Genomic DNA, 17,721 nt, shown 5'->3' on the forward strand with positions numbered 1-17,721 from the left:
TGAGATATGTCTGAGAAGGGTCCCGATGTGTCCTACTCCTCGGCAGGAAGGCGTCGGGCAATCGGTAGATTCCACCGTCGCCACAGGGCGAGAACACGCAGCCCCGTCGCGGCAACGGTGCCGATGACCAGGCCGAGATTCTCGGACCATCCGATTGCTTCGGTCACCGCAACCGCCGCCGAACCCAGCAGTGCCGGGACGGCATACAGATCTCGCCGAAGCAGCAGCGGAACCTCGTTGACCAGGACGTCTCGAATGACGCCGCCCGCCACAGCTGTCGTCACACCGATGAGACAGGCCGCGAGAGAGCTACCCCCGCTCTCCAACGCAATCGTCGCACCCGTCGCCGCGAACAACCCCATACCGAACGCGTCGAAGAGCAGCACACCTTTCCAAACACGATCGATGACCGGATGCGCTACGAACACCAACAGCGATGTGATGAGCGCGACCGTAAGGTTGGGCCACCGATCCAGCGACGTCGGCGGGTGTATCCCGAGCAGTAGATCGCGGATGATGCCGCCACCGACTCCCGTCGTGATTCCGACGACGCACACACCGAAGAGATCGAGGCGTTTACGAACACCGATCAGAGCGCCCGACGCCGCGAACGCCGCGATTCCCACATAACCCAACACATCCACGAGCACCCGGTAAGCGTCCCATGGCCGCATCCACCACTGCTGTGGCACGCTGAGTTCATTCGAGGAGCGCCACAGGAAAGGTTGGGTTCACGTTGCCGATCGTCGACAACGCCGTGTACGTCGACGGCAAAAGGACAGCCAATCCAGCCAGTCTCGACATCACCTACGAGGTGATGCGAGAACGCAATGGGATGGCCTGGATCGGTATGTACCGCCCGGGCGTCGACGAAATAGACTCCATCGCAGACGAATTCAGCCTCCACCGCCTGGCAGTCGAGGATGCCATCGCCGCACACCAGCGTCCGAAACTCGAACGGTACGACGACCAACTATTCGTCGTACTTCGACCAGCTCGATACATCGACGAGACCGAGAAGGTCGAATTCGGCGAGCTCCACATCTTCCTGGGCCCAGACTTCGTCATCACCATCAGACACGCTGAATCACCGGACCTCAAAGTGGTGCGCGAACGACTAGAGAAGACACCCGCCCTGCTCCGCCAAGGTACCGAGGCTGTGCTCTACGCCATCCTCGACCAAGTCGTCGACGAGTACGAACCCGTGGTCGAAGGACTCCAGATCGACATCGACCAAATCGAGGACCAACTGTTCTCGAGAGACGAATCGGTGTCCCGACGCATCTACACCCTCTCCCGTGAGGTCACCGAGTTCCAACGCGCAACCGGGCCGCTGGTGACGATGATCGAGCACCTCGCAAAAGGTTCGGACAAGTATCACGTCGACATCGAACTCCAACGCAACCTGCGTGACGTGCTCGACCACTGCGTTCGGATCGCCGAACGCGTCGAAACATTCCGGTCGAACCTACAGAACGCACTCTCGGTCAATTCGACGATGGTCGCCCAGCAGCAGAACGATGAAATTCGCGCCATGACGCAAGTCAGCCTGGAACAAAACGAGCAAGTAAAGAAGATCTCGTCGTGGGGCGCCATTCTATTCGCGCCATCACTGATCGCCGCGATCTACGGAATGAACTTCGAGGTCATGCCAGAACTGAGCGTGCACATCGGATACCCGCTTGCACTGCTGGCGATGGTTCTCTGCTCGAGCGCACTGTATGTGACCTTCAAGCGACAGAAGTGGCTATAGCTCTCTTTCAGAAGCTGAAGCGCCCCACCTGCCTTATCGACCGTCGCTCGAGCCATCTGTAGCAACGACCTTTGGAGTCCGCCGCCTAGTTCAACTGGATGTCGAGGCCGGCAATCTCAGCGAATGCTTCGAGCTGCTCCAGGTAGTGGGTAAGCGATTCGTGCCGGACCGTCAGGTTGATCCGGGTCGCTCCGGCCGTCTCTGCGGTGGCGATAACCTCGGTTACCAGGCCTGGCTCGCCGGTCGGGTCCAGGGCTTTGCCCGGGGAGAAGACGACATCGAAACCCTCTGGCAGATCGTGCCGGTCGAGCATCCGCCGCATCAGTTCCGGGGTCGGTCCACGGAAGGCCTGCGGCGCCGGGGCCCAACCGTCGGCGAGGGTCACCGCTCTGCGCAAGGCGCGCTCGCTGTGTCCACCGATCCACATCGGTACCCGAGTCTGGGCGGCGTGCGGGTCGACCACCATGTCCTGGAACGAGTAGTAAGGACCGTCGTACGACACCTTTCTGCCGGACAACGCTGCCCGAAGTGCCCGGAGGGCGTCGTCGGCCCGCGGCCCGCGGTCGTCGAAGGGGACTCCGAGCATGTCGAATTCCTCTTTCAAATTCCCCACTCCGAACGCGAGGATCAGTCGCCCATCGCTGAGATGGTCGAGTGTCCCGTACCGCTTGGCGATCTCCAACGGGTGGTAGAAGGGCAAAACCAACACGTACGGCATGAACCGGAGACGGCGCGTTTGCCCCGCAAGAAACGAGAATGTCGCCAGGGGGTCGTAGAAACGTTCGCCGCGCGGGAGCCCAGGCGGTACGGCCACATGGTCACCACACGTCATGTACTCGTACCCGAGTCGATCGGCGGCCTGAGCTACCCGGACGAGCTCGGCAGTACCGGCTGCAGCCTCCCATGCGGGACGATGACCTGCCAACGCCACGATCGGCGAGCTGATTCCTACCTTCATCCCTGTGCCTCCGTTACTTGTAGCGTTCGCTGTAGTCGAAATAACGGGTCGTCCCCGTCCCTGCTTCCAGAAGGCCCCGCACCCTCTTTGGGCATCAGCCGGCCGGCGTCCGAACGGGTCCATTCCCGCACAGCCCACCGCTCGGTGATCGCCCACCGCCCGTCTCGCCAAGTGAAGTGATCGATGAATCGCACGCCGCTGGTGAAATTCACCCGGGAATCGTCGGCAGGTTCGCCCCAGTGAACCGACGTCCCATACGTCTCGCTGATCGCACTATCGCCGAGCAGTTCAACCAGATGATTGCCGAGGATGTGCATCGTGCCACCGCGCCGAGCCCTCAACTTGGGTTCGACCCACGCGATGTAATCCTCACGCGTGCCCTCGAAGCCGGTGTGGTGGTCGATGGCGTCCACGTGGTAGGCAGACCGAACGAGATCGAAATCCAACCGGTCGATCCCGCGGCAGTACCGCAACACGACATCGTGGATCTGTTGGCGATCGGACCACTCGCTACGTTGAACACTCATACTGACCGACGGTAGCGAAGACTGAACCGTCCATTACCGCGAATCCCGCTGTGTGGGAACTCACCGACAAAAAATGGGTTCCATTGGCCACCTTCGATTTTGGGCTAGGACTGGCCTCGATCCCATGTTCCGCTCGGCGCGCATGGATGTTTCGGCCGGAGATGCGTTCGATGACTGCGTTGCCCTGCCCTACAACGGATCCAGCGGAGGAAGATCCCGTGCATGGTCGTCGGCGACGGGAACCCCACTGGTAGCTTCCGCCGCTCGATACCACCCCTATCTCACTCTCTTGGGGGACCGAACGTCGATCATGTCGACGCAGATTTCGCGTCGCACAAGATACCACTTTTCGTCGAATTTTCGATAGCTATCGCTATAATGCAGATGCCAAATCAAATCGGTATGTTCAGACCCTTTTCGCAGGACATGATGCGCGACGCATTTGATTCTCCCGCTTGCATATTCGGGGCTAACACCCGGTTCGAATACCTGCCCGACCAGTTCGTGGAACGTCAACTCGAAGTCCCTCAGGCGAGACAACTCACTCTCGATACCAGCCCTTCCGGAAATCCTCGTTACCGGCGCTATATTACTGGGAAGATCAGGGACGATTAGCTCGCCATCCTCCGTAAACAGGTTTGCTACGTCGGAGAAAGATCCGCTGTCCACAAGTGAAGCGTATCGATTGACCAGGTCGGACAAAGCGATGTAATCGACTATTTCTATAGTAATTTCGATCAATCCCATTCTTCAAAAGTAAAGATCCGTATGTCTACTTCCGCAGTCAGCCTCGAGCTTTGGTGGCCGCGACCAGTTCGCTGATCACCCGTTCGACATCGCCCTGGGTGTAGCCCAGGGCCGCAGTCTCGGCGACGTCCGTCTCGTAGGAAATGGTGTGGCCGCGGCCCTGCACAATGAACGCGTCAGGCAGCAGAGGATGCTCCTCATCCCGCTCCTCGAGCTGGATCTTGCTGCCTGCGGCATCGAAGATCGTCTGAAAGTATTCGCGGAATGTCAGATTTGCATCGCCAATCAGATAGGCCTTCGATTCTCCGCTCTGGAGTGCCCCGCGTACGGCTTCCGCGAGGGACCGTGCGGACATGTAGTTGGTTCCGCCAGCGGGGGCGAAGTTGGGGATGTCCGGCAAATTACCTGCACCCCAGGCCAGAACCTTGCCTAAACCTGACATGGTGCCCCCGGGATTGGCTCCGAGTATCGACGGTGGATTGAGCGTCGTCACAGTGAAGTCCGCATCTGCGAGTGCACGAGCGCCCTCGTCGGCAAGGCACCTGGCTCGAACGTATTCGTTGGTTTCGACCAGCTTCGGGAGCACCTGGTGGTAGTAGCTGCCGATCTGGACGACGCGGCGGACGCCAGCTTCCTTGGCGAGCGCGACAAACCGGGGCACGCCGCCGCTCTGCGTCTTCTCCCAGAAGTCGACGGTGTCCACGCCCCGGGGAATGTGCCTGATGTCGCTACCGGCCGCGAAGACCACAGCCTCGAATGGGGCGAGGTCCCGCGCCGAGAAGGTGCCTGCGCTGTAGTCACCGAGCACTACTGGGAACTCGAATGCGAGGGAACCCGGCTTCGGCGCAGTGCGCGCGGCCACCGAGACATCGTTCCCCTCCTCACGCAGAACTGCGGCGATGTGAGTGCCGATCATGCCCGTGCCGCCGACAACCAACGTCTTCATTTCGCTCCCTATTTCTCGACCCGGTATTCGGGACTCCAAAACGCGATGCCACCAACAATGTCTGCCCAAGAGCCTGACTACCTCACGAAAGCAGTGTGATCTGTTCCGATGGCCCTCCTAGGTCCACCGGCTCTCTCCGTGTGTCGTCGGCAAACCACCATCGATAGCTGGTTTCCGAGAAAATAGCGCGACCCTTCCCTCTCGAACCAAGCATGACTGAGCGAGAAACATTGGCCGACTCCCGTTGAGCGGGACAGCAACTCTTGGACCGCGCTAGCATTCGCTAGAAATACGCGTCTGTTTCTTATTCCTGCCCCGCAATGCTCAAAGTCTGCGGTGACGAAATCAATTCACGCCCTCACCCAATTTTCTGCTCGGCTTGTTGTAGGAAGTGGCTGAACACCAACAGATCACGGAAGTCGAATATCACCCTGACGAACCTGCAGCGAGACGGAACCAAAATCACTGTCGGTGCGTCTAACCTATCGACGAGTCCAACGGATAGGGGTCCGATGCAGCGCCGATGGCCGGCAGTTCTGGCAGTAGCCGCTGTGTTGTGCGCCTGCGGCCAACCCGTCGACGGAGTCGCGATCGCAGGAGTACCAGGGATCGCCGAGCAATTCGATCCGTGCAGCATCCCCGACGACGCCATCGCGGCGACGGGGTTGGATCCGCAGATCCGCGACATCGGCTGGGGTAACGATGTGAGCCAGAAAGAATGGACGCGGTGTGTTTGGCAGAGCCCGGACGAGGACACCCGATATTCCTTCATTGTTCTTTTCTCGGTCCGCTACACCGTCAGCGACATCCGCCTCAACACGTCTTTCTCCGACTTTATGAATCTTACATTTGGCGCACGGGAAGGCGTACAGCACCACTACCGCAATTACACTCCCCTGGAAAGGTGTGGGATTTCTTTCGACACTATCGATGGTGTAGCAGAAGTATCGGTCAACAATGAGGGACCACAAGCTTCGGCGGTAGACCCCTGTGAGGTAGCTGTCCGCCTCGTCACCGAATTAGAGAAATATTTTCCACAACCAGCTTGAATATGAGGGGGAACTATGGCTGCCGAAACACTGATCGAATACTGGACGAATCTCGCAACTGCCGCAGACGAAGGGCAACTATTTTTGGATCCGCGTGCTGCAATGGACTGTGACAAAGCCTGCGCCGTGTACATCGAGAACCTAGTCGAAAATAGGCGGCGGGCAATGAACCTTGCCGATGTCCGAGGAATGGGCAGTTTCGAGTCAGGGATTGCACTGGCGCGAAAATTTTCACTCAAAGCTGACGGTGGCACCAACAACCTGGTAGACGTCCTCCAAAGCCACATCGACGTCGTCACTGCGATGCAAACCGTTTTCCGGAAGTTCTTCGACGCAACCGAAACTACCGACCAAGACAATGGCAGCCTCATCGGTCAGGAAGGCCCGAGGTAGAGGACAAAGATTTCTCAGTATCGAGCTTGTTGCAGGAAGTGGCTGAACACCAACAGATCACGGAAGTCGAGTATCACCCTGGCGTACCTGCAGCGAGACGGAACCAAAATCCCTGTCGGTGCGTCTAACCTATCGACTAGTCCAACGGATAGGGGTCCGATGCAGCGCCGATGGCCAGCAGTTCTGGCAGTAGCCACGATGTTGTGCGCCTGTGCCCAGCCTGTAAACGGCGTAGCTATCGCAGGATTCCCAGGGATCACCGAGCAATTCGAGCCCTGCAGTATCCCCGACTCCGCCATCGTGGCCACGGGGTTGGACTTGGAGAAGACGGAAGTCGGATGGGGCGAAGGAATCAGTGTCCGCGAGTGGACCCGCTGCACCTGGTCCGGACCTGAAAGTGACGCTTGGTACTACTTCAGCATCTTGTTTTCCTTGCAGTATTCACTCGATGATGCCCGCCGCAATCCGAACTATTTGAATATCGAGGACGTCGATATCGGTAGCCGAAAAGCTATTCAATTCCGATTCAACGGAGTGGATCAGGGTGACGGGTGTGACGCGGCCATCGATACGAACGAGGGGCTTGTTCGGCTTTCCGTCTCCACCATGGGAGGTCTGACACCACATTCCGACCCGTGTCCAATACTCCTGAGACACGCGGCCGATATAGAGAGCTACCTCCCCGCACCAGCCTGACTGCAAAGGACCATAATGGCGATCGATTCACCACTTCAGCACTGGAGCGACCTGGCAACCGCCGCCGATGCAGGGCAACTTTTTCTCGAACCAACTGCTGCCCGAGAGTGCAATCAAGCATGCGAGGAATATCTGTCCATTCTCAGGGTCCAGAAACAAAAGGCGGTTGCTCTAGGGGATGTTCGAGGAATGGGAGAATTCCCCTCAGGCATTGCACTGGCCAAGAAATTTTCATTGAAGGCCGTCGGCGGTGAAAATAATTTGGCAGACGTCCTCCAAAGCCACATCGACGTCGTGATGGCAATGCAAGCCGTGTTCCGGAAGTTCTTCGACGCAACTGCTGATGTCGATGACTCGAACGCCGCCGTAATCGGCCAAGACGGGCCCAAATAGCCGACCGACCACCCAAGCCCGTTACGACACCTCGGTCAGCCGAACGTTCCCGTTGTCGTCGATGCTCCAGCCTGGGTTGTGGCAGATTTCCCAGATCAACCCGTTGGGGTCTGCGAAGTGTCCGTGGTATCCGCCGAAATCGGCGCGGCGCGGCGACTTGATGAGCGTCGCACCGGCTTCCAACGCTGATTGGACAACTGCGTCGACCGCCTCGGGATTGTCGACATTGTGAGAGAGCGTCAGACCGCTCACCGACGCTGGGCCATCGCTGTGCCCCATGTCTTCTACGAATTTTTGGGCGTCGAACAGTCCTAGTACCAACCCGGGTGCGGTTTGGAAGAAGATGATGTCGCCCGGTACGTCCAGCAGAGGCGTCCACCCGAGCCCGTCGCAATAGAACGTGCGTGCAGCGTCGAGGTCGGGAGTTGCGAGGGTCAGGAAGTGAATTCGCTGGTCCATACCCTCAGTCTCACATCACCGAGTGCCTAACGAAAGAGCCCTGCGACGAACGGAATCGAGTCTGCCTGTGAAGCGAGCATCGCACCGCTGTGGTCGGTGGGATACGTATGCAACGTTACCGGCTGACCGTTGGCGATCATCTGCGCAACCAACGAAAGCGCTGACGGCGCAGGCACATCCGTGTCGTAGAGACCTTGAGCGATGAACACCGGTCGGTCGTAGCCGGTGAACGGAACACCCATGTAGTCGTTGATCAAACCGTAGAAGTTCGGTATCTGGTTGAGCGGACGGGAGAACAAGTCACCACTGACGACGCCGCCGAACTCTTCCTCTGCTTCGAGGACACAGAGCGTCTGAGCTCGGTCGACGGTCTCGCGTCCGAAAGGCGTCAGGTAGGAGTCGAGGTCGATCTCCGGGTGAGCCGAACGCAACCCCGCAAGGATGTACAGCAGGTACGTCGTCAAGCCTTTACTGACAGCGATGGGAAGAAATCCGGGGCCTGCGGGCAGAAGCGCAAGTTCGATGTTGGCCGGCACCCCGGTCCCGACGCCTCCCCGGTAATCGAGGTCAGGGCCGCCGAACTCGGAGGCGTAGCGCGCGGTGGTGATCGCGGCACCACCTCCCTGCGACTGCCCGACGACGACCCACTTGTTGGACAGAGACTTTTCGACAGTTCTCGAGGCCTTCACCGAATCGACGACGTTGTGCGCCTCGAGTTTGCCGTCGAGGTAGGACATGATGCCGGGGGTTCCGAGTCCGACGTAATCCGTCGCGGCGACCGCGTATCCCTGCCCGAGCCAGGTTCCGAGGTACTGCCGATCGCGCGCTGGATCGGGCGGGCCGACGAGGGACGGTGTGCAATTGTCGTCGAGACCCGATGTGCCGTGGGCCCAGGCGATGACGGGCCAGCCGCCTTCGGGAGCTTCCCCCTCGGGAACGAAGAACGCTCCGGTGCTCAGCGCGGGCGCTCCATTGGATCCGACAGTCCAATAGGTGATTCGTTTGGCATCGCCGGCGCCCGGCAACCACAGTTCCGAGGCAAGATCTTCTACCGCGACCACGGTGCCGGGTGAGGTGTTCACCTCGTCTGCACTGGCGTACGCGACCGACCCTGTGACGAGCAGGACGGCAACTGTTGTGACAGCGGCGAAGTGGCGTACGGCGGTGAGCATGGCAGGAACTCTAGCGTCAGAAAATGCAATTCCGACCGAATCAGACGCCCCCGCCGAAGAAAGTTCCGAGCAGGTAGGTCGCGCCTGCGGCTCCGTATCCGATGGCCAATTGACGTAGCGCTCGCTTGACGGGTGGTCCGCCACTGAGAAGGCCCACAACCAGCCCAGTGCAGATCAACGCAATTCCGACCAGTACCGACGCAACCACAAGTGCTGCAACGCCTTCCATTCCTACGAGGTAGGGCAACACTGGGATGACCGCGCCCGATGCGAAGAAGCAGAAGCTGGCGATGGCGGCCCCGACGCCCGTGCCGACGGATTCGTGGGCGTCGGCCGCTGGACCCAGGTCGTCGTCCCCCGTCATACTCTGCAGCACCTTCGATGCTTTCGACTCGGCCTCGTCCGAGCTCATTCCACGTGCCCGATAGACCAGTGCCAATTCGTTGGCGTCGACGTCGAGGTTGTGCAATGCATCGCGCGCTCCCAGGTCGGGTGACGAGGCTTCGAGCAGTTCCCGCTGCGAGCGCACCGAGACGTACTCCCCTGCCCCCATCGACAACGCCCCTGCCAGCAGGCCAGCGAGTCCCGTCAGCAGCACAATGTGGTTGGACACCCCGCTGCCGCTGATGCCCAGCACCAAAGCGAGGTTGCTCACCAACCCGTCGTTCGCGCCGAACACTGCTGCACGGAACGTCCCCGACAACCTGTTGCGCCCACGTGCGGCCAGAGCCCTGACCACTTCGGCATGAATCTGCTCGTCCGCGATCATCGCTCCGGTCGCGTCGCCGTCGAGTGCATACGGTGACCTGGACTCTGCCCGCTGTGCCAACGCCAGCACGAACACCGAACCGAACCGCCGCGCAAGCACCCCCAACAGCCTCGTCCGGAGATCACCCCTCAGTGGCGTCCCGACGCGATCGCCCAGCAAGGTGCGCCAATGCCGCTCGTGCCGACCCTCGGCTTCGGCCAGAGCGAGAAGGATTTCTCGCTCCTCACCGCTGCGACGTTCCGCGAGATCGCGGTAAACAGCGGCCTCTGCCAACTCGTCGGCGAGGTAGCGTCGCCACCGTTTGACGTCTTTGGCTGACGGGGCAGGTTGGACCATGGAGTCAACCTACCGGCGTCTACCTCGGATCGTAGACACCCATTGACACTGCCTTGACCAACCTGCGTGGCACCCGAAAGCTATTGCCGTCTACCCGCACGGTCACAAGGTCCGGTACCACTGCCTTCCACTGCGCCCGCCGACTGCGAGTGTTGGAGCGCGACATCTTTCGTTTCGGCACGGCCATGTTTCAGGCACCTTTCCTGGTTCGACGTCCATAACGCTTTTCGAACTTCTCGACGCGCCCCTGGGTGTCCATGATTCTCGTGGCACCGGTCCAGAACGGGTGAGATTCGCTGGTGACGTCGACAACCACGAGCGGATAGACGACGCCGTCCTCCCACTCGACATCGCGGTCAGAGGTGATGGTGGAGCGGGTGAGGAACTGCGTTCCCGTTCCCGCGTCCCGAAACACCACCGGGTGGTAGTCAGGGTGGATACTCTTCTTCATTCTGTTGCCTCTCTGTTGACATCCGAATATGGGGATTGGATTCTGTCGCAAGGATCTTCGTGACCGATTCCGAATGGGTCCGCCCACGTCATCCACTTCTCGCGCATCAGCATTTCGTCGTCGGACACCAGCGCCCACCGCAGTGTTCGATCGATCTCCGACGGATCGGCAGTGTGGACGAGTACCACGAGCGAGGTGTCGCGATCACCGAACTCCTCGTCCCACCGCAGTGCTGCCATCGCCCGTCTGGTGAAGTCGGCACGGTTCAGTTCACTGGAGTTCATCGCCGCCAGCCACTTCCCTGCACTTGCGACGCGCAAGCCCCCGCCTGCTGATTCGACCCACAGAGCCTCGTTCGGTTGCGTCGCCACCCAGGCTCGCCCACGGACACTGACGACGCCGGCGAGCAGTACGTCGACGGCCTCGTGGAGCCGCTCTGGGTGGAACGGACGTGATGCGGTGAACTCGACGAGCGAAACGCCACAGTCCTCGGTGAGTGGCGGCTGCCCTCGCAGCAGCGGTGAGTGCGCATCGGACACCGTGCCGCGTCGCGCGTCGAAAGGCACTGCGCTGAGCAGTATTTCACCGTCGACGATGGAATCGACATCGGTCCACGCAACGGGGGCGCCTGGCGCGAGCCGCGCCAGGACTGCGGCGAGCGATCCCCGATCCCAGCTTTCGACGTCGGAACCCGCCGTGACGACGAGCGCGTCCGCGTACTCGACCTGCCCGACGACCAACTGGGCAAGCGTCCGCTCATCGTCGTGACTGGCTTGTGTGCCCCGGTCGGTGAGGGAATCGTCGCCGGTCGCGTCGTCGAGCCACGTGGCCGCGTCGAGACAGTTGATGACGGCTTCGACGCGGACGTCACGCGAGGCCGGTCCGTCGACCCGACCGACGATGCCTTCGACGACGACATGACGGATCGCCCAGCACAACATCGCAGGTTCGAGAGTCGGGTCCATGGCGAGCACTATCCGATGGATGGAACTGCGGTTCGAGAGTGTGCGGAGCAGCGGCAGCAGGTCTTGGCGCAGAGTGCAGGAAACGCATCCGTGCGCGAGTTCGAGGATCGTCTCGCGCGGCGGCTCTCCCGTCGTATAGATGGTCCTGCGCACGACACCCTCGCGTACGCGGTCGAGGTCGTGGCGCACGGCGACGGTTCCCTCAGTGAGAAGTGAGGTCACCACCGCGTCCGTGGCTCCGGTCCAGCCGGACACGAGTACCACCGGTGTGCGGCGGTCCGTGGGGAGATTCACTGAAGCCCTCTCTTCGACAATGATTGTCATTGCGTCCCAAGGCACGCTACATTCGTCACGTCCAGTTGTCGAATACGATTTTCATTACCGATAGAGAGGGGCGCGTATGTCCGCGCATTGCCAAGTGACGGGGCGAAAGCCGGGATTCGGCAAGTCGGTTTCGCACTCACACGTCCGAACCAGCAGAAGGTGGGACCCCAACATCCAACGGAAGACGTACTACGCCCCCAGCCTCGGCCGGCGCGTCACGCTGACCCTGTCGACCAAGGGCATCAAGACCATCGACCGCGACGGCATCGACGCCGTCATCACCCGCATCCGCGCCCGAGGACACAAGATCTGATGGCCATCATCACCCAGCCCCCCAGCCACGATTCCGGGAGCAAGGAGGCCCGAGCGGCACTGCCGCGTTTGCCGCGGGCTTCGAGTCCGGTACGATTGCGCAATCGCGACGCTGCGGATGGACGTCCGCGCGGCTACCTGCGGAATTGCGGACTCTCACGCATCGACATGTGCGAGCCCGCGCACCGCGGGGAGCTGCATGGCGTCCATAAGTCGAGCTGGTAAGGGAAAAGGTAGAGATGGCAGTCAAGAGAGCACCGTCGAAGAAGGTCCGCGCAGAGGTTGGCCGTCGGCCCAAGAAGAACCCGTTGAACGCCGCCAAGGTCACCACGGTGGACTACAAGGACATCAACCTTCTTCGTCAGTTCATTTCCGACCGCGGCAAGATTCGTAGCCGTCGCGTCACCGGCCTCACGCCGCAGCAGCAGCGTCAGGTCGCCGTCGCAGTGAAGAACGCTCGTGAGATGGCATTGCTGCCGTTCACCAGCCGCTGATCAAAGTCTTTCCAGAAAGGCCACGCATCCTTCGGGTGCGTGGCCTTTCTCGTGAGCCACTAAAGTTAGAGGCGCCCTACTACCGATCCGAATCGAGACCCTGAAACCTTCATGTCCGGAGTTCTCGAAGGCTTCACGGTCATCTTCGTCGTCATCGCGCTGGGATACATGCTGGCGCGACTCGGGGTTCTCGGTGACCACGGCCAATTCGTCCTGAGCCGACTCGTCTTCTTCGTCGCGACGCCGGCTCTGCTGTTCGTCACGATGGCGACGTCGGATCTCGCGGTCATTCTCTCGCCGACCCTCGCAGTCGCCGGGGTGTCCGCGCTGGTGGTCGGGTCCATCTATCTGCTCATCGCCAAGCTGATGTTGAAACGGGCTACCCCGGAAGCGACGATCGGCGGCCTCGCCTCGTCGTATGTCAACGCCGCGAACCTCGGAATCCCGATCGCCGTCTACGTGCTCGGCGACGCAACTTTCGTTGCCCCACTCCTGCTCTTTCAGATCATGATCTACTCGCCGCTTGCGCTGACGATTCTCGACATCTCGACGATGGGCAAGAAGGCGTCACTGCGCAACATCCTCATCGCGCCGTTCAAGAACCCGATCGTGCTTGCCGGCGGACTCGGCCTCGCCCTGTCCATCACCGGACTCGAACTGCCCGAAGCCCTGATGCAACCCTTCGAACTCGTCGCGGGAACCGCCGTCCCCGGTGCACTGCTGGCCTTCGGCCTGTCGCTGTACGGGACCCGAGTACTCCAGAAGGGCATCAGTCCGCGGCGGGACGTAGCACTTGCCACCGGCTTGAAGATGATTCTGCAACCCGTCCTCGGCTACCTGTTGGCTCGGCTCCTCGGCGTCGAGGGACACGAGCTTTTCGCCATCACTGTCGTCTCCGCTCTCCCCACCGCACAAAACGTGTTCGTCTTCGCCAGCCGATACAACCGAGGCGTCGTCATGGCCAGGGACACAGCCTTCGTGACAACGCTTCTCTCGATCCCTGCCATCGCACTCGTCACGGCATTGTTGGCCTGAGGACAACTCTTGCGCAACCCAAAGGTTCTACTCAGCTCACGGCGCTACCTTGGAGGCATGAGGTTTCTGGCTGCGGGAGTTTTGATGTGCATCCTGCTCGTCGGCTGCGCGAGCGAGGCGTCGACGTCAGGCAGCGTCGACGTCGAAACCACGAGCAGTCCGGCCGCCACCGACCCGATGCGCTCCCCTAGTTCCCCGCCTGTTCCCGTCGAGGTCCCTGTCGGAGAGGTCGGGACGATGTTCGAATCGACACCCGAACTGATTCGCGCGGCGCCGACACCGTTCGAATCGTGGAGTCAGATCTCTCCCAACACCATCGCCATCCACTTCGTCACCGGGACGCCCGAGTGCTACGGCGCCGACGCGAAGGTCACCGAAACCGATACCGAAGTGGTGATCGCGCTCCGAACAGGCACCCGCCAGGAAGCGGCAGACAAAGCCTGCATCATGGTGGCCGTATACGGCACGATGCAGATGACATTGCACAGCCCGCTCGGAGATCGCACCGTCGTCAACGCGGCATGACAGACAAGAAAGTCCAACCAAGATTCACGGCTTCCGGCGCCGCTTCAGATAGTCGCTGACCACCGCTGCTCCGAGACCATCCAGATCCGGCGCAATGACTCGCCCACCGACCCGTTCGGCCATCCGATCGACGACACGCGCAAGCCCCGGATCGTCACCGAGACGAAAAATAGTCACCTGCGCACCGAGTTTCGCAATATTGTCCAGCTCCCGGACCGTGAGACCCAGAGTGCGCGGACTCGGCGGATAGTCGAAATACGCATTCCCGTCCGGTTCCAAATGCGCCGTGGGCTCGCCATCCGTCACGATCAGCACCACCGGTTGAGCGTTGGGATGACGGCGCAAATGCCGACCCGCCAACAGCAGGGCGTGGTGCAGGTTCGTGCCCTGATCGTAGGCGCCGTCCAAGCCTGCCAACTCCGACGCCGTCAACTTCTGCGCGTGACGCCCGAACCCGATCAACTGTAGATCGTCGCCCCGAAACCGCGTGCTCACCAGATGCTCGAGCGCCAACGCCGTGCGCTTCATCGGCACCCACCGACCGTCCATCACCATCGAGAAAGACGTATCGACGAGCAGCGCGACGGCCGCCTGCGTTCGAGTTTCGGTCTCACTGATCTCGACATCCGTGACCTGCAAGGACACCGGAAACCCCGATCCTTGGGCCGCTGTGCGCAACACCGCGTTGTTGACCGTGCGCGTGACGTCCCACGGCTCGGTATCACCGAACTCCCATGCCCTCGACGCCCCGGTCGGCTCCCCCATCGCGCCCGCCTTGCGGGTATCTCGCTCGCCACCGCGTCGGGAAATCTTGCCTGCGACATCACGGAGCGCCGACTGTCCGAGCTGACGCATCGCCTTCGGTGACAGCCGCCATTGACCGTCGGCTCCCTTGTCCATGAAACCCTGCTGCTGCAAAGCCTTTTCGAGTTCAGAGAGCATTCGCGCGTCCGCTGCAGCTTCCGGGCCGAGCTGTTTGAGGAGCGATTCCGCATCGATATCGTCCAGCGCAGCACCGTTGTACTGTTGCGACAGTTGGTTTCCCAGATTCTCCAGCTCCGCGATGTCCTGCAGCGCACCCGTGCCATCGCCGAGGCCCATACCGTTCTCACCGCGGAAGTTCTGCGATCCGTCCCAATCCTCACCGGGCCTTGCCGCCTGTAGGTTCTGATCGAGTTGGTCGAGCTGGCTCAGCAGACTCGAATCACCGAATGCCTGTTGCGCCAGCGCATCCAGTTCCGCGCGTTGCTCCGGACTGAGGGAGTTTCTCAGGCGCTGAGCTGCCGCAGCTCGCTGCGCAAGCGAATCGAGAAGCTCTTCCACGTTCTGTGGGTTCTCCGGGAAGTGCTGCCCATGCTTGTTCATGAACTCGTCGAACTGCGCGTCCGTGTCCTCGCCCTTGTTGTGCGCGTCGAGCAACTCGTTCAGGTCTTTCAGCATCTCGCTGATCGCCTGCCGATCCTCATCGGTGGCACCTTCGAGCGCCTTCTTCATGCCGGCGAAGCGTTGATCGAGCATCTCGCGACCGAGCAGATCTTTGATCTTCTCGTAGTTCTCCCGCGACTCCGGCGAGCGCCAGTCGTAGTCCGCCAGTTCCTGCACTGCCTGCGCGGTGGACGGTGACAGATCGCCGATCTGCATCTCCTTGAAGCGCGCATCGTCGTCCAGTGCGCGCGCGAGCGTCTTACGTTCTTCGAGCACCGCCTTGTCGAGGAGCTCGCGAACCTCCTGCAACGTGCCGTCCAAATTGTTCTTACGCAACATGTCTCGACGACGACGGTTGGCCTGAGCCGCGAGATCGTCGAGACCACGCATGTTCTGTGTACCGCGTCGCAACATCTCTTGCAGAGCCCTACGCGGAGATGCCCCCTCGAGGACATCGTTGCCGATCGATTCGAGTGCTTCCCTCAGATCGACCGGAGGCGCCAGCGGATCGGGTCCTCCGTGATATCGACCGTATCTGCTGGCCGACATCAGCTGTACACCGTCTGACCGTCTTCGTCGGGATCCTTGGCGATCCGGCGAGCCAGGTACAGCCCTTCGAGTGCAAGTTCGGTTGCCGCGGCCCGCTCGCCATCGGAAGAAGCATCGAGCCGTGCAGAAACCTCGTCGAGCACCTCCAGATCGGGAAGCTCTCCGAGCAACGCTTTGGCGGTGATCCGGTCACCCGTCACCACCGGCTCGCCCTGCTCGATCGCTGTCACCAAGGGGGCCAAGTTGATTCCACCGAGACGCTCACGGACGGTATCGGCCGTTGCACGACGCAGCAGATGCTCGAGCACCTCGCCCTCGCGGCCCTCTTCCCCTGACTCGAACTCGACCTTGCCGCGTAGAACCTCGATGATCGTGCCCAGATCTACCGGACGCGCTACCGCATCGGCCTCGCCGAGCACAGCAGCGCGATGGATGGCCGCAGCCGAGATGGTCTCGGCCGCCGCGATCGCGAAGCGCGCCGACACACCCGAACGCTGATCGATCGACGGCGACTCACGCAGAAGTCGGGTGAAGCGTGCCAGAACCTCGAGCAGATACGACGGGACCGTCGCTGTCAGCTCGGCCTCCTGCTCGATGACCGAAACCTCGTCGCCCAGCACTATCGGATAGTGCGTGCGGATCTCCGCGCCGAAACGGTCCTTCAGCGGCGTGATGATGCGTCCACGATTGGTGTAGTCCTCGGGGTTCGCACTTGCCACGAGCAACACGTCGAGAGGCAGCCGGAGGGTGTACCCGCGGACCTGGATGTCGCGCTCTTCCATGACGTTGAGCAGCGACACCTGGATGCGCTCGGCGAGATCGGGGAGCTCGTTGATCGCGACAATTCCGCGGTGGCTTCGTGGAACCAGCCCGAAGTGAATGGTCTCCGGATCACCGAGGCTTCGGCCCTCGGCGACCTTGACCGGGTCGACGTCGCCGACGAGGTCTGCAACTGAGGTATCGGGCGTCGCCAACTTCTCTGCATACCGCTCGCTGCGGTGGCGCCAACCGATGCCCAGTGCCTCGCCGAACTCGGCGGCCTTCCTGATACTCGCCGGGGTGATCGGCTCGTAGGGATGCTCGCCGAGTTCGGAGCCCTCGATCACAGGCGACCACTCGTCGAGCAACAGGTGCAAGGTACGCAGTAGGCGCGTCTTGCCTTGCCCCCGCTCCCCGAGCAGGACGACGTCATGGCCGGCAATGATGGCGCGCTCGAGCTGTGGCAGAACCGTCCTGTCGAAGCCGACGATTCCCGGCCACGCAGATGTCCCTTCGCGAAGGGCGTCGAGCAGATTGTCCCGGAGTTCTTCCTTGACCGAACGCTGTACGTGTCCGGATGCGCGCAGTTCGCCGACGGTGGTCATGCCAGGTTTGGTAGAGGTCACTTCACCACGTTACGAGCGTTCGCACATTTGTGCACCCCCTACCCTGATTCGGGCGTCC

At 61.2% G+C, this 17,721-nt stretch carries 22 protein-coding genes and 1 pseudogene; 10 read left to right on the forward strand and 13 right to left on the reverse strand.

Annotated features, from left to right (window positions below; genetic code table 11):
• Positions 1-32: 32 nt before the first annotated feature.
• Positions 33-650: a trimeric intracellular cation channel family protein gene (locus H2510_RS14985; RefSeq protein WP_186629273.1), complete on the reverse strand. Its 618-nt coding sequence runs from the start codon at positions 648-650 to the stop codon at positions 33-35.
• Between the two features lie 86 nt (positions 651-736).
• Here H2510_RS14985 and H2510_RS14990 point away from each other — a divergent pair, with 86 nt between their 5' ends.
• The gene (locus H2510_RS14990; protein ID WP_186629090.1) at positions 737-1,753 is read left to right on the forward strand and encodes a magnesium and cobalt transport protein CorA; all 1,017 of its coding nucleotides are present in this window, start codon (positions 737-739) and stop codon (positions 1,751-1,753) included.
• An 85-nt stretch (positions 1,754-1,838) separates the two neighbouring features.
• Here the strand turns inward: H2510_RS14990 and H2510_RS14995 are convergent, their stop codons facing one another.
• The 4 genes from H2510_RS14995 to H2510_RS15010 form a co-directional block, all read right to left on the reverse strand.
• Complete coding sequence (locus H2510_RS14995) at positions 1,839-2,711, reverse strand: LLM class F420-dependent oxidoreductase (protein WP_186629091.1); 873 nt, start codon at positions 2,709-2,711, stop codon at positions 1,839-1,841.
• Positions 2,708-3,238, reverse strand: a complete 531-nt coding sequence (locus tag H2510_RS15000) for a nuclear transport factor 2 family protein (protein WP_186629092.1) — start codon at positions 3,236-3,238, stop codon at positions 2,708-2,710. Before H2510_RS15000 ends, H2510_RS14995 begins: the two co-directional genes overlap by 4 nt.
• Positions 3,239-3,514: 276 nt before the next feature.
• Complete coding sequence (locus tag H2510_RS21230; protein ID WP_186629093.1) at positions 3,515-3,985, reverse strand: nuclear transport factor 2 family protein; 471 nt, start codon at positions 3,983-3,985, stop codon at positions 3,515-3,517.
• Between the two features lie 37 nt (positions 3,986-4,022).
• Positions 4,023-4,931 carry an NAD(P)-dependent oxidoreductase gene (locus tag H2510_RS15010; protein WP_186629094.1) on the reverse strand — a complete coding sequence of 303 codons (909 nt, stop codon included), beginning with the start codon at positions 4,929-4,931 and terminating at the stop codon, positions 4,023-4,025.
• Positions 4,932-5,443: 512 nt separating this feature from the next.
• On the opposite strand from H2510_RS15010, the gene H2510_RS15015 reads away from it, so the two are divergent.
• The 4 genes from H2510_RS15015 to H2510_RS15030 all read left to right on the forward strand — a co-directional run bounded on the left by H2510_RS15015 (position 5,444) and on the right by H2510_RS15030 (position 7,462).
• Complete coding sequence (locus H2510_RS15015; RefSeq protein WP_186629095.1) at positions 5,444-5,980, forward strand: DUF3558 domain-containing protein; 537 nt, start codon at positions 5,444-5,446, stop codon at positions 5,978-5,980.
• Positions 5,981-5,995: 15 nt separating this feature from the next.
• Positions 5,996-6,373, forward strand: a complete 378-nt coding sequence (locus H2510_RS15020; protein WP_186629096.1) for a hypothetical protein — start codon at positions 5,996-5,998, stop codon at positions 6,371-6,373.
• 159 nt (positions 6,374-6,532) lie between these two features.
• Positions 6,533-7,069, forward strand: coding sequence for a DUF3558 domain-containing protein (locus H2510_RS15025; RefSeq protein ID WP_186629097.1), 537 nt, complete (start codon positions 6,533-6,535; stop codon positions 7,067-7,069).
• Between the two features lie 15 nt (positions 7,070-7,084).
• Positions 7,085-7,462 carry a hypothetical protein gene (locus H2510_RS15030; RefSeq protein ID WP_186629098.1) on the forward strand — a complete coding sequence of 126 codons (378 nt, stop codon included), beginning with the start codon at positions 7,085-7,087 and terminating at the stop codon, positions 7,460-7,462.
• A 21-nt stretch (positions 7,463-7,483) separates the two neighbouring features.
• On the opposite strand, the gene H2510_RS15035 is transcribed toward H2510_RS15030, so the two are convergent.
• From H2510_RS15035 to mrf, 6 genes are read right to left on the reverse strand one after another with little or no spacing between them, the layout of a single operon-like run.
• Positions 7,484-7,921 (reverse strand): VOC family protein, encoded by a 438-nt coding sequence (locus H2510_RS15035; RefSeq protein ID WP_186629099.1) that lies wholly within the window; start codon positions 7,919-7,921, stop codon positions 7,484-7,486.
• Positions 7,922-7,947: 26 nt separating this feature from the next.
• Positions 7,948-9,093, reverse strand: a complete 1,146-nt coding sequence (locus H2510_RS15040; RefSeq protein ID WP_186629100.1) for a lipase family protein — start codon at positions 9,091-9,093, stop codon at positions 7,948-7,950.
• A 40-nt stretch (positions 9,094-9,133) separates the two neighbouring features.
• Positions 9,134-10,198 carry a VIT1/CCC1 family protein gene (locus H2510_RS15045; protein WP_186629101.1) on the reverse strand — a complete coding sequence of 355 codons (1,065 nt, stop codon included), beginning with the start codon at positions 10,196-10,198 and terminating at the stop codon, positions 9,134-9,136.
• Between the two features lie 19 nt (positions 10,199-10,217).
• Positions 10,218-10,385, reverse strand: coding sequence for a 50S ribosomal protein L32 (gene rpmF, locus H2510_RS15050; RefSeq protein ID WP_088941828.1), 168 nt, complete (start codon positions 10,383-10,385; stop codon positions 10,218-10,220).
• A 3-nt stretch (positions 10,386-10,388) separates the two neighbouring features.
• The gene (locus H2510_RS15055; protein ID WP_088941827.1) at positions 10,389-10,649 is read right to left on the reverse strand and encodes a type B 50S ribosomal protein L31; all 261 of its coding nucleotides are present in this window, start codon (positions 10,647-10,649) and stop codon (positions 10,389-10,391) included.
• Positions 10,646-11,938, reverse strand: coding sequence for a ribosome hibernation factor-recruiting GTPase MRF (gene mrf, locus H2510_RS15060; protein ID WP_186629102.1), 1,293 nt, complete (start codon positions 11,936-11,938; stop codon positions 10,646-10,648). The genes H2510_RS15055 and mrf overlap by 4 nt, the downstream gene beginning before the upstream one ends.
• A gap of 76 nt (positions 11,939-12,014) precedes the next feature.
• Between mrf and rpmB the strand changes: the two genes are divergently transcribed.
• The 5 genes and pseudogenes from rpmB to H2510_RS15085 all read left to right on the forward strand — a co-directional run bounded on the left by rpmB (position 12,015) and on the right by H2510_RS15085 (position 14,304).
• Positions 12,015-12,251, forward strand: a complete 237-nt coding sequence (rpmB, locus tag H2510_RS15065) for a 50S ribosomal protein L28 (protein WP_186629103.1) — start codon at positions 12,015-12,017, stop codon at positions 12,249-12,251.
• A pseudogene (gene rpsN, locus H2510_RS15070) lies at positions 12,248-12,475 on the forward strand (30S ribosomal protein S14); the annotation flags it as partial. The gene rpmB and the pseudogene rpsN, both read left to right, overlap by 4 nt.
• A 14-nt stretch (positions 12,476-12,489) precedes the next feature.
• Positions 12,490-12,744: a 30S ribosomal protein S18 gene (gene rpsR, locus H2510_RS15075; RefSeq protein WP_084347795.1), complete on the forward strand. Its 255-nt coding sequence runs from the start codon at positions 12,490-12,492 to the stop codon at positions 12,742-12,744.
• Between the two features lie 111 nt (positions 12,745-12,855).
• On the forward strand, positions 12,856-13,779 hold the full coding sequence (locus tag H2510_RS15080; protein WP_186629105.1) for an AEC family transporter: 924 nt from the start codon (positions 12,856-12,858) through the stop codon (positions 13,777-13,779).
• A 57-nt stretch (positions 13,780-13,836) separates the two neighbouring features.
• Positions 13,837-14,304, forward strand: a complete 468-nt coding sequence (locus tag H2510_RS15085; RefSeq protein ID WP_088941823.1) for a hypothetical protein — start codon at positions 13,837-13,839, stop codon at positions 14,302-14,304.
• A 24-nt stretch (positions 14,305-14,328) separates the two neighbouring features.
• Here H2510_RS15085 and H2510_RS15090 read toward each other — a convergent pair whose 3' ends face one another.
• Positions 14,329-16,278, reverse strand: a complete 1,950-nt coding sequence (locus H2510_RS15090) for a VWA domain-containing protein (RefSeq protein WP_186629106.1) — start codon at positions 16,276-16,278, stop codon at positions 14,329-14,331.
• On the reverse strand, positions 16,278-17,642 hold the full coding sequence (locus H2510_RS15095; protein ID WP_186629274.1) for a sigma 54-interacting transcriptional regulator: 1,365 nt from the start codon (positions 17,640-17,642) through the stop codon (positions 16,278-16,280). Before H2510_RS15095 ends, H2510_RS15090 begins: the two co-directional genes overlap by 1 nt.
• Between the last annotated feature and the right edge of the window lie 79 nt (positions 17,643-17,721).

Origin of the sequence: Rhodococcus sp. BP22, from assembly GCF_014281965.1 — a bacterium.
GTDB lineage: Bacteria > Actinomycetota > Actinomycetes > Mycobacteriales > Mycobacteriaceae > Rhodococcoides.

Excerpts from the sequence above, each read along its gene's own strand:
- H2510_RS15040 (WP_186629100.1), bottom strand. The coding sequence starts at position 9,093 with ATGCTCACCGCCGTACGCCACTTCGCCGCTGTCACAACAGTTGCCGTC.
- H2510_RS15015 (WP_186629095.1), top strand. The coding sequence starts at position 5,444 with ATGCAGCGCCGATGGCCGGCAGTTCTGGCAGTAGCCGCTGTGTTGTGC.
- H2510_RS15020 (WP_186629096.1), top strand. The coding sequence starts at position 5,996 with ATGGCTGCCGAAACACTGATCGAATACTGGACGAATCTCGCAACTGCC.
- H2510_RS21230 (WP_186629093.1), bottom strand. The coding sequence starts at position 3,985 with ATGGGATTGATCGAAATTACTATAGAAATAGTCGATTACATCGCTTTG.
- H2510_RS15025 (WP_186629097.1), top strand. The coding sequence starts at position 6,533 with ATGCAGCGCCGATGGCCAGCAGTTCTGGCAGTAGCCACGATGTTGTGC.
- rpmB (WP_186629103.1), top strand. The coding sequence starts at position 12,015 with ATGTCCGCGCATTGCCAAGTGACGGGGCGAAAGCCGGGATTCGGCAAG.
- rpmF (WP_088941828.1), bottom strand. The coding sequence starts at position 10,385 with ATGGCCGTGCCGAAACGAAAGATGTCGCGCTCCAACACTCGCAGTCGG.
- H2510_RS15090 (WP_186629106.1), bottom strand. The coding sequence starts at position 16,278 with ATGTCGGCCAGCAGATACGGTCGATATCACGGAGGACCCGATCCGCTG.
- H2510_RS15000 (WP_186629092.1), bottom strand. The coding sequence starts at position 3,238 with ATGAGTGTTCAACGTAGCGAGTGGTCCGATCGCCAACAGATCCACGAT.
- H2510_RS15030 (WP_186629098.1), top strand. The coding sequence starts at position 7,085 with ATGGCGATCGATTCACCACTTCAGCACTGGAGCGACCTGGCAACCGCC.
- rpsR (WP_084347795.1), top strand. The coding sequence starts at position 12,490 with ATGGCAGTCAAGAGAGCACCGTCGAAGAAGGTCCGCGCAGAGGTTGGC.
- H2510_RS15045 (WP_186629101.1), bottom strand. The coding sequence starts at position 10,198 with ATGGTCCAACCTGCCCCGTCAGCCAAAGACGTCAAACGGTGGCGACGC.
- H2510_RS15055 (WP_088941827.1), bottom strand. The coding sequence starts at position 10,649 with ATGAAGAAGAGTATCCACCCTGACTACCACCCGGTGGTGTTTCGGGAC.
- H2510_RS15085 (WP_088941823.1), top strand. The coding sequence starts at position 13,837 with ATGAGGTTTCTGGCTGCGGGAGTTTTGATGTGCATCCTGCTCGTCGGC.
- H2510_RS15080 (WP_186629105.1), top strand. The coding sequence starts at position 12,856 with ATGTCCGGAGTTCTCGAAGGCTTCACGGTCATCTTCGTCGTCATCGCG.
- H2510_RS15035 (WP_186629099.1), bottom strand. The coding sequence starts at position 7,921 with ATGGACCAGCGAATTCACTTCCTGACCCTCGCAACTCCCGACCTCGAC.
- H2510_RS15010 (WP_186629094.1), bottom strand. The coding sequence starts at position 4,931 with ATGAAGACGTTGGTTGTCGGCGGCACGGGCATGATCGGCACTCACATC.
- mrf (WP_186629102.1), bottom strand. The coding sequence starts at position 11,938 with ATGACAATCATTGTCGAAGAGAGGGCTTCAGTGAATCTCCCCACGGAC.
- H2510_RS14995 (WP_186629091.1), bottom strand. The coding sequence starts at position 2,711 with ATGAAGGTAGGAATCAGCTCGCCGATCGTGGCGTTGGCAGGTCATCGT.
- H2510_RS15095 (WP_186629274.1), bottom strand. The coding sequence starts at position 17,642 with ATGACCACCGTCGGCGAACTGCGCGCATCCGGACACGTACAGCGTTCG.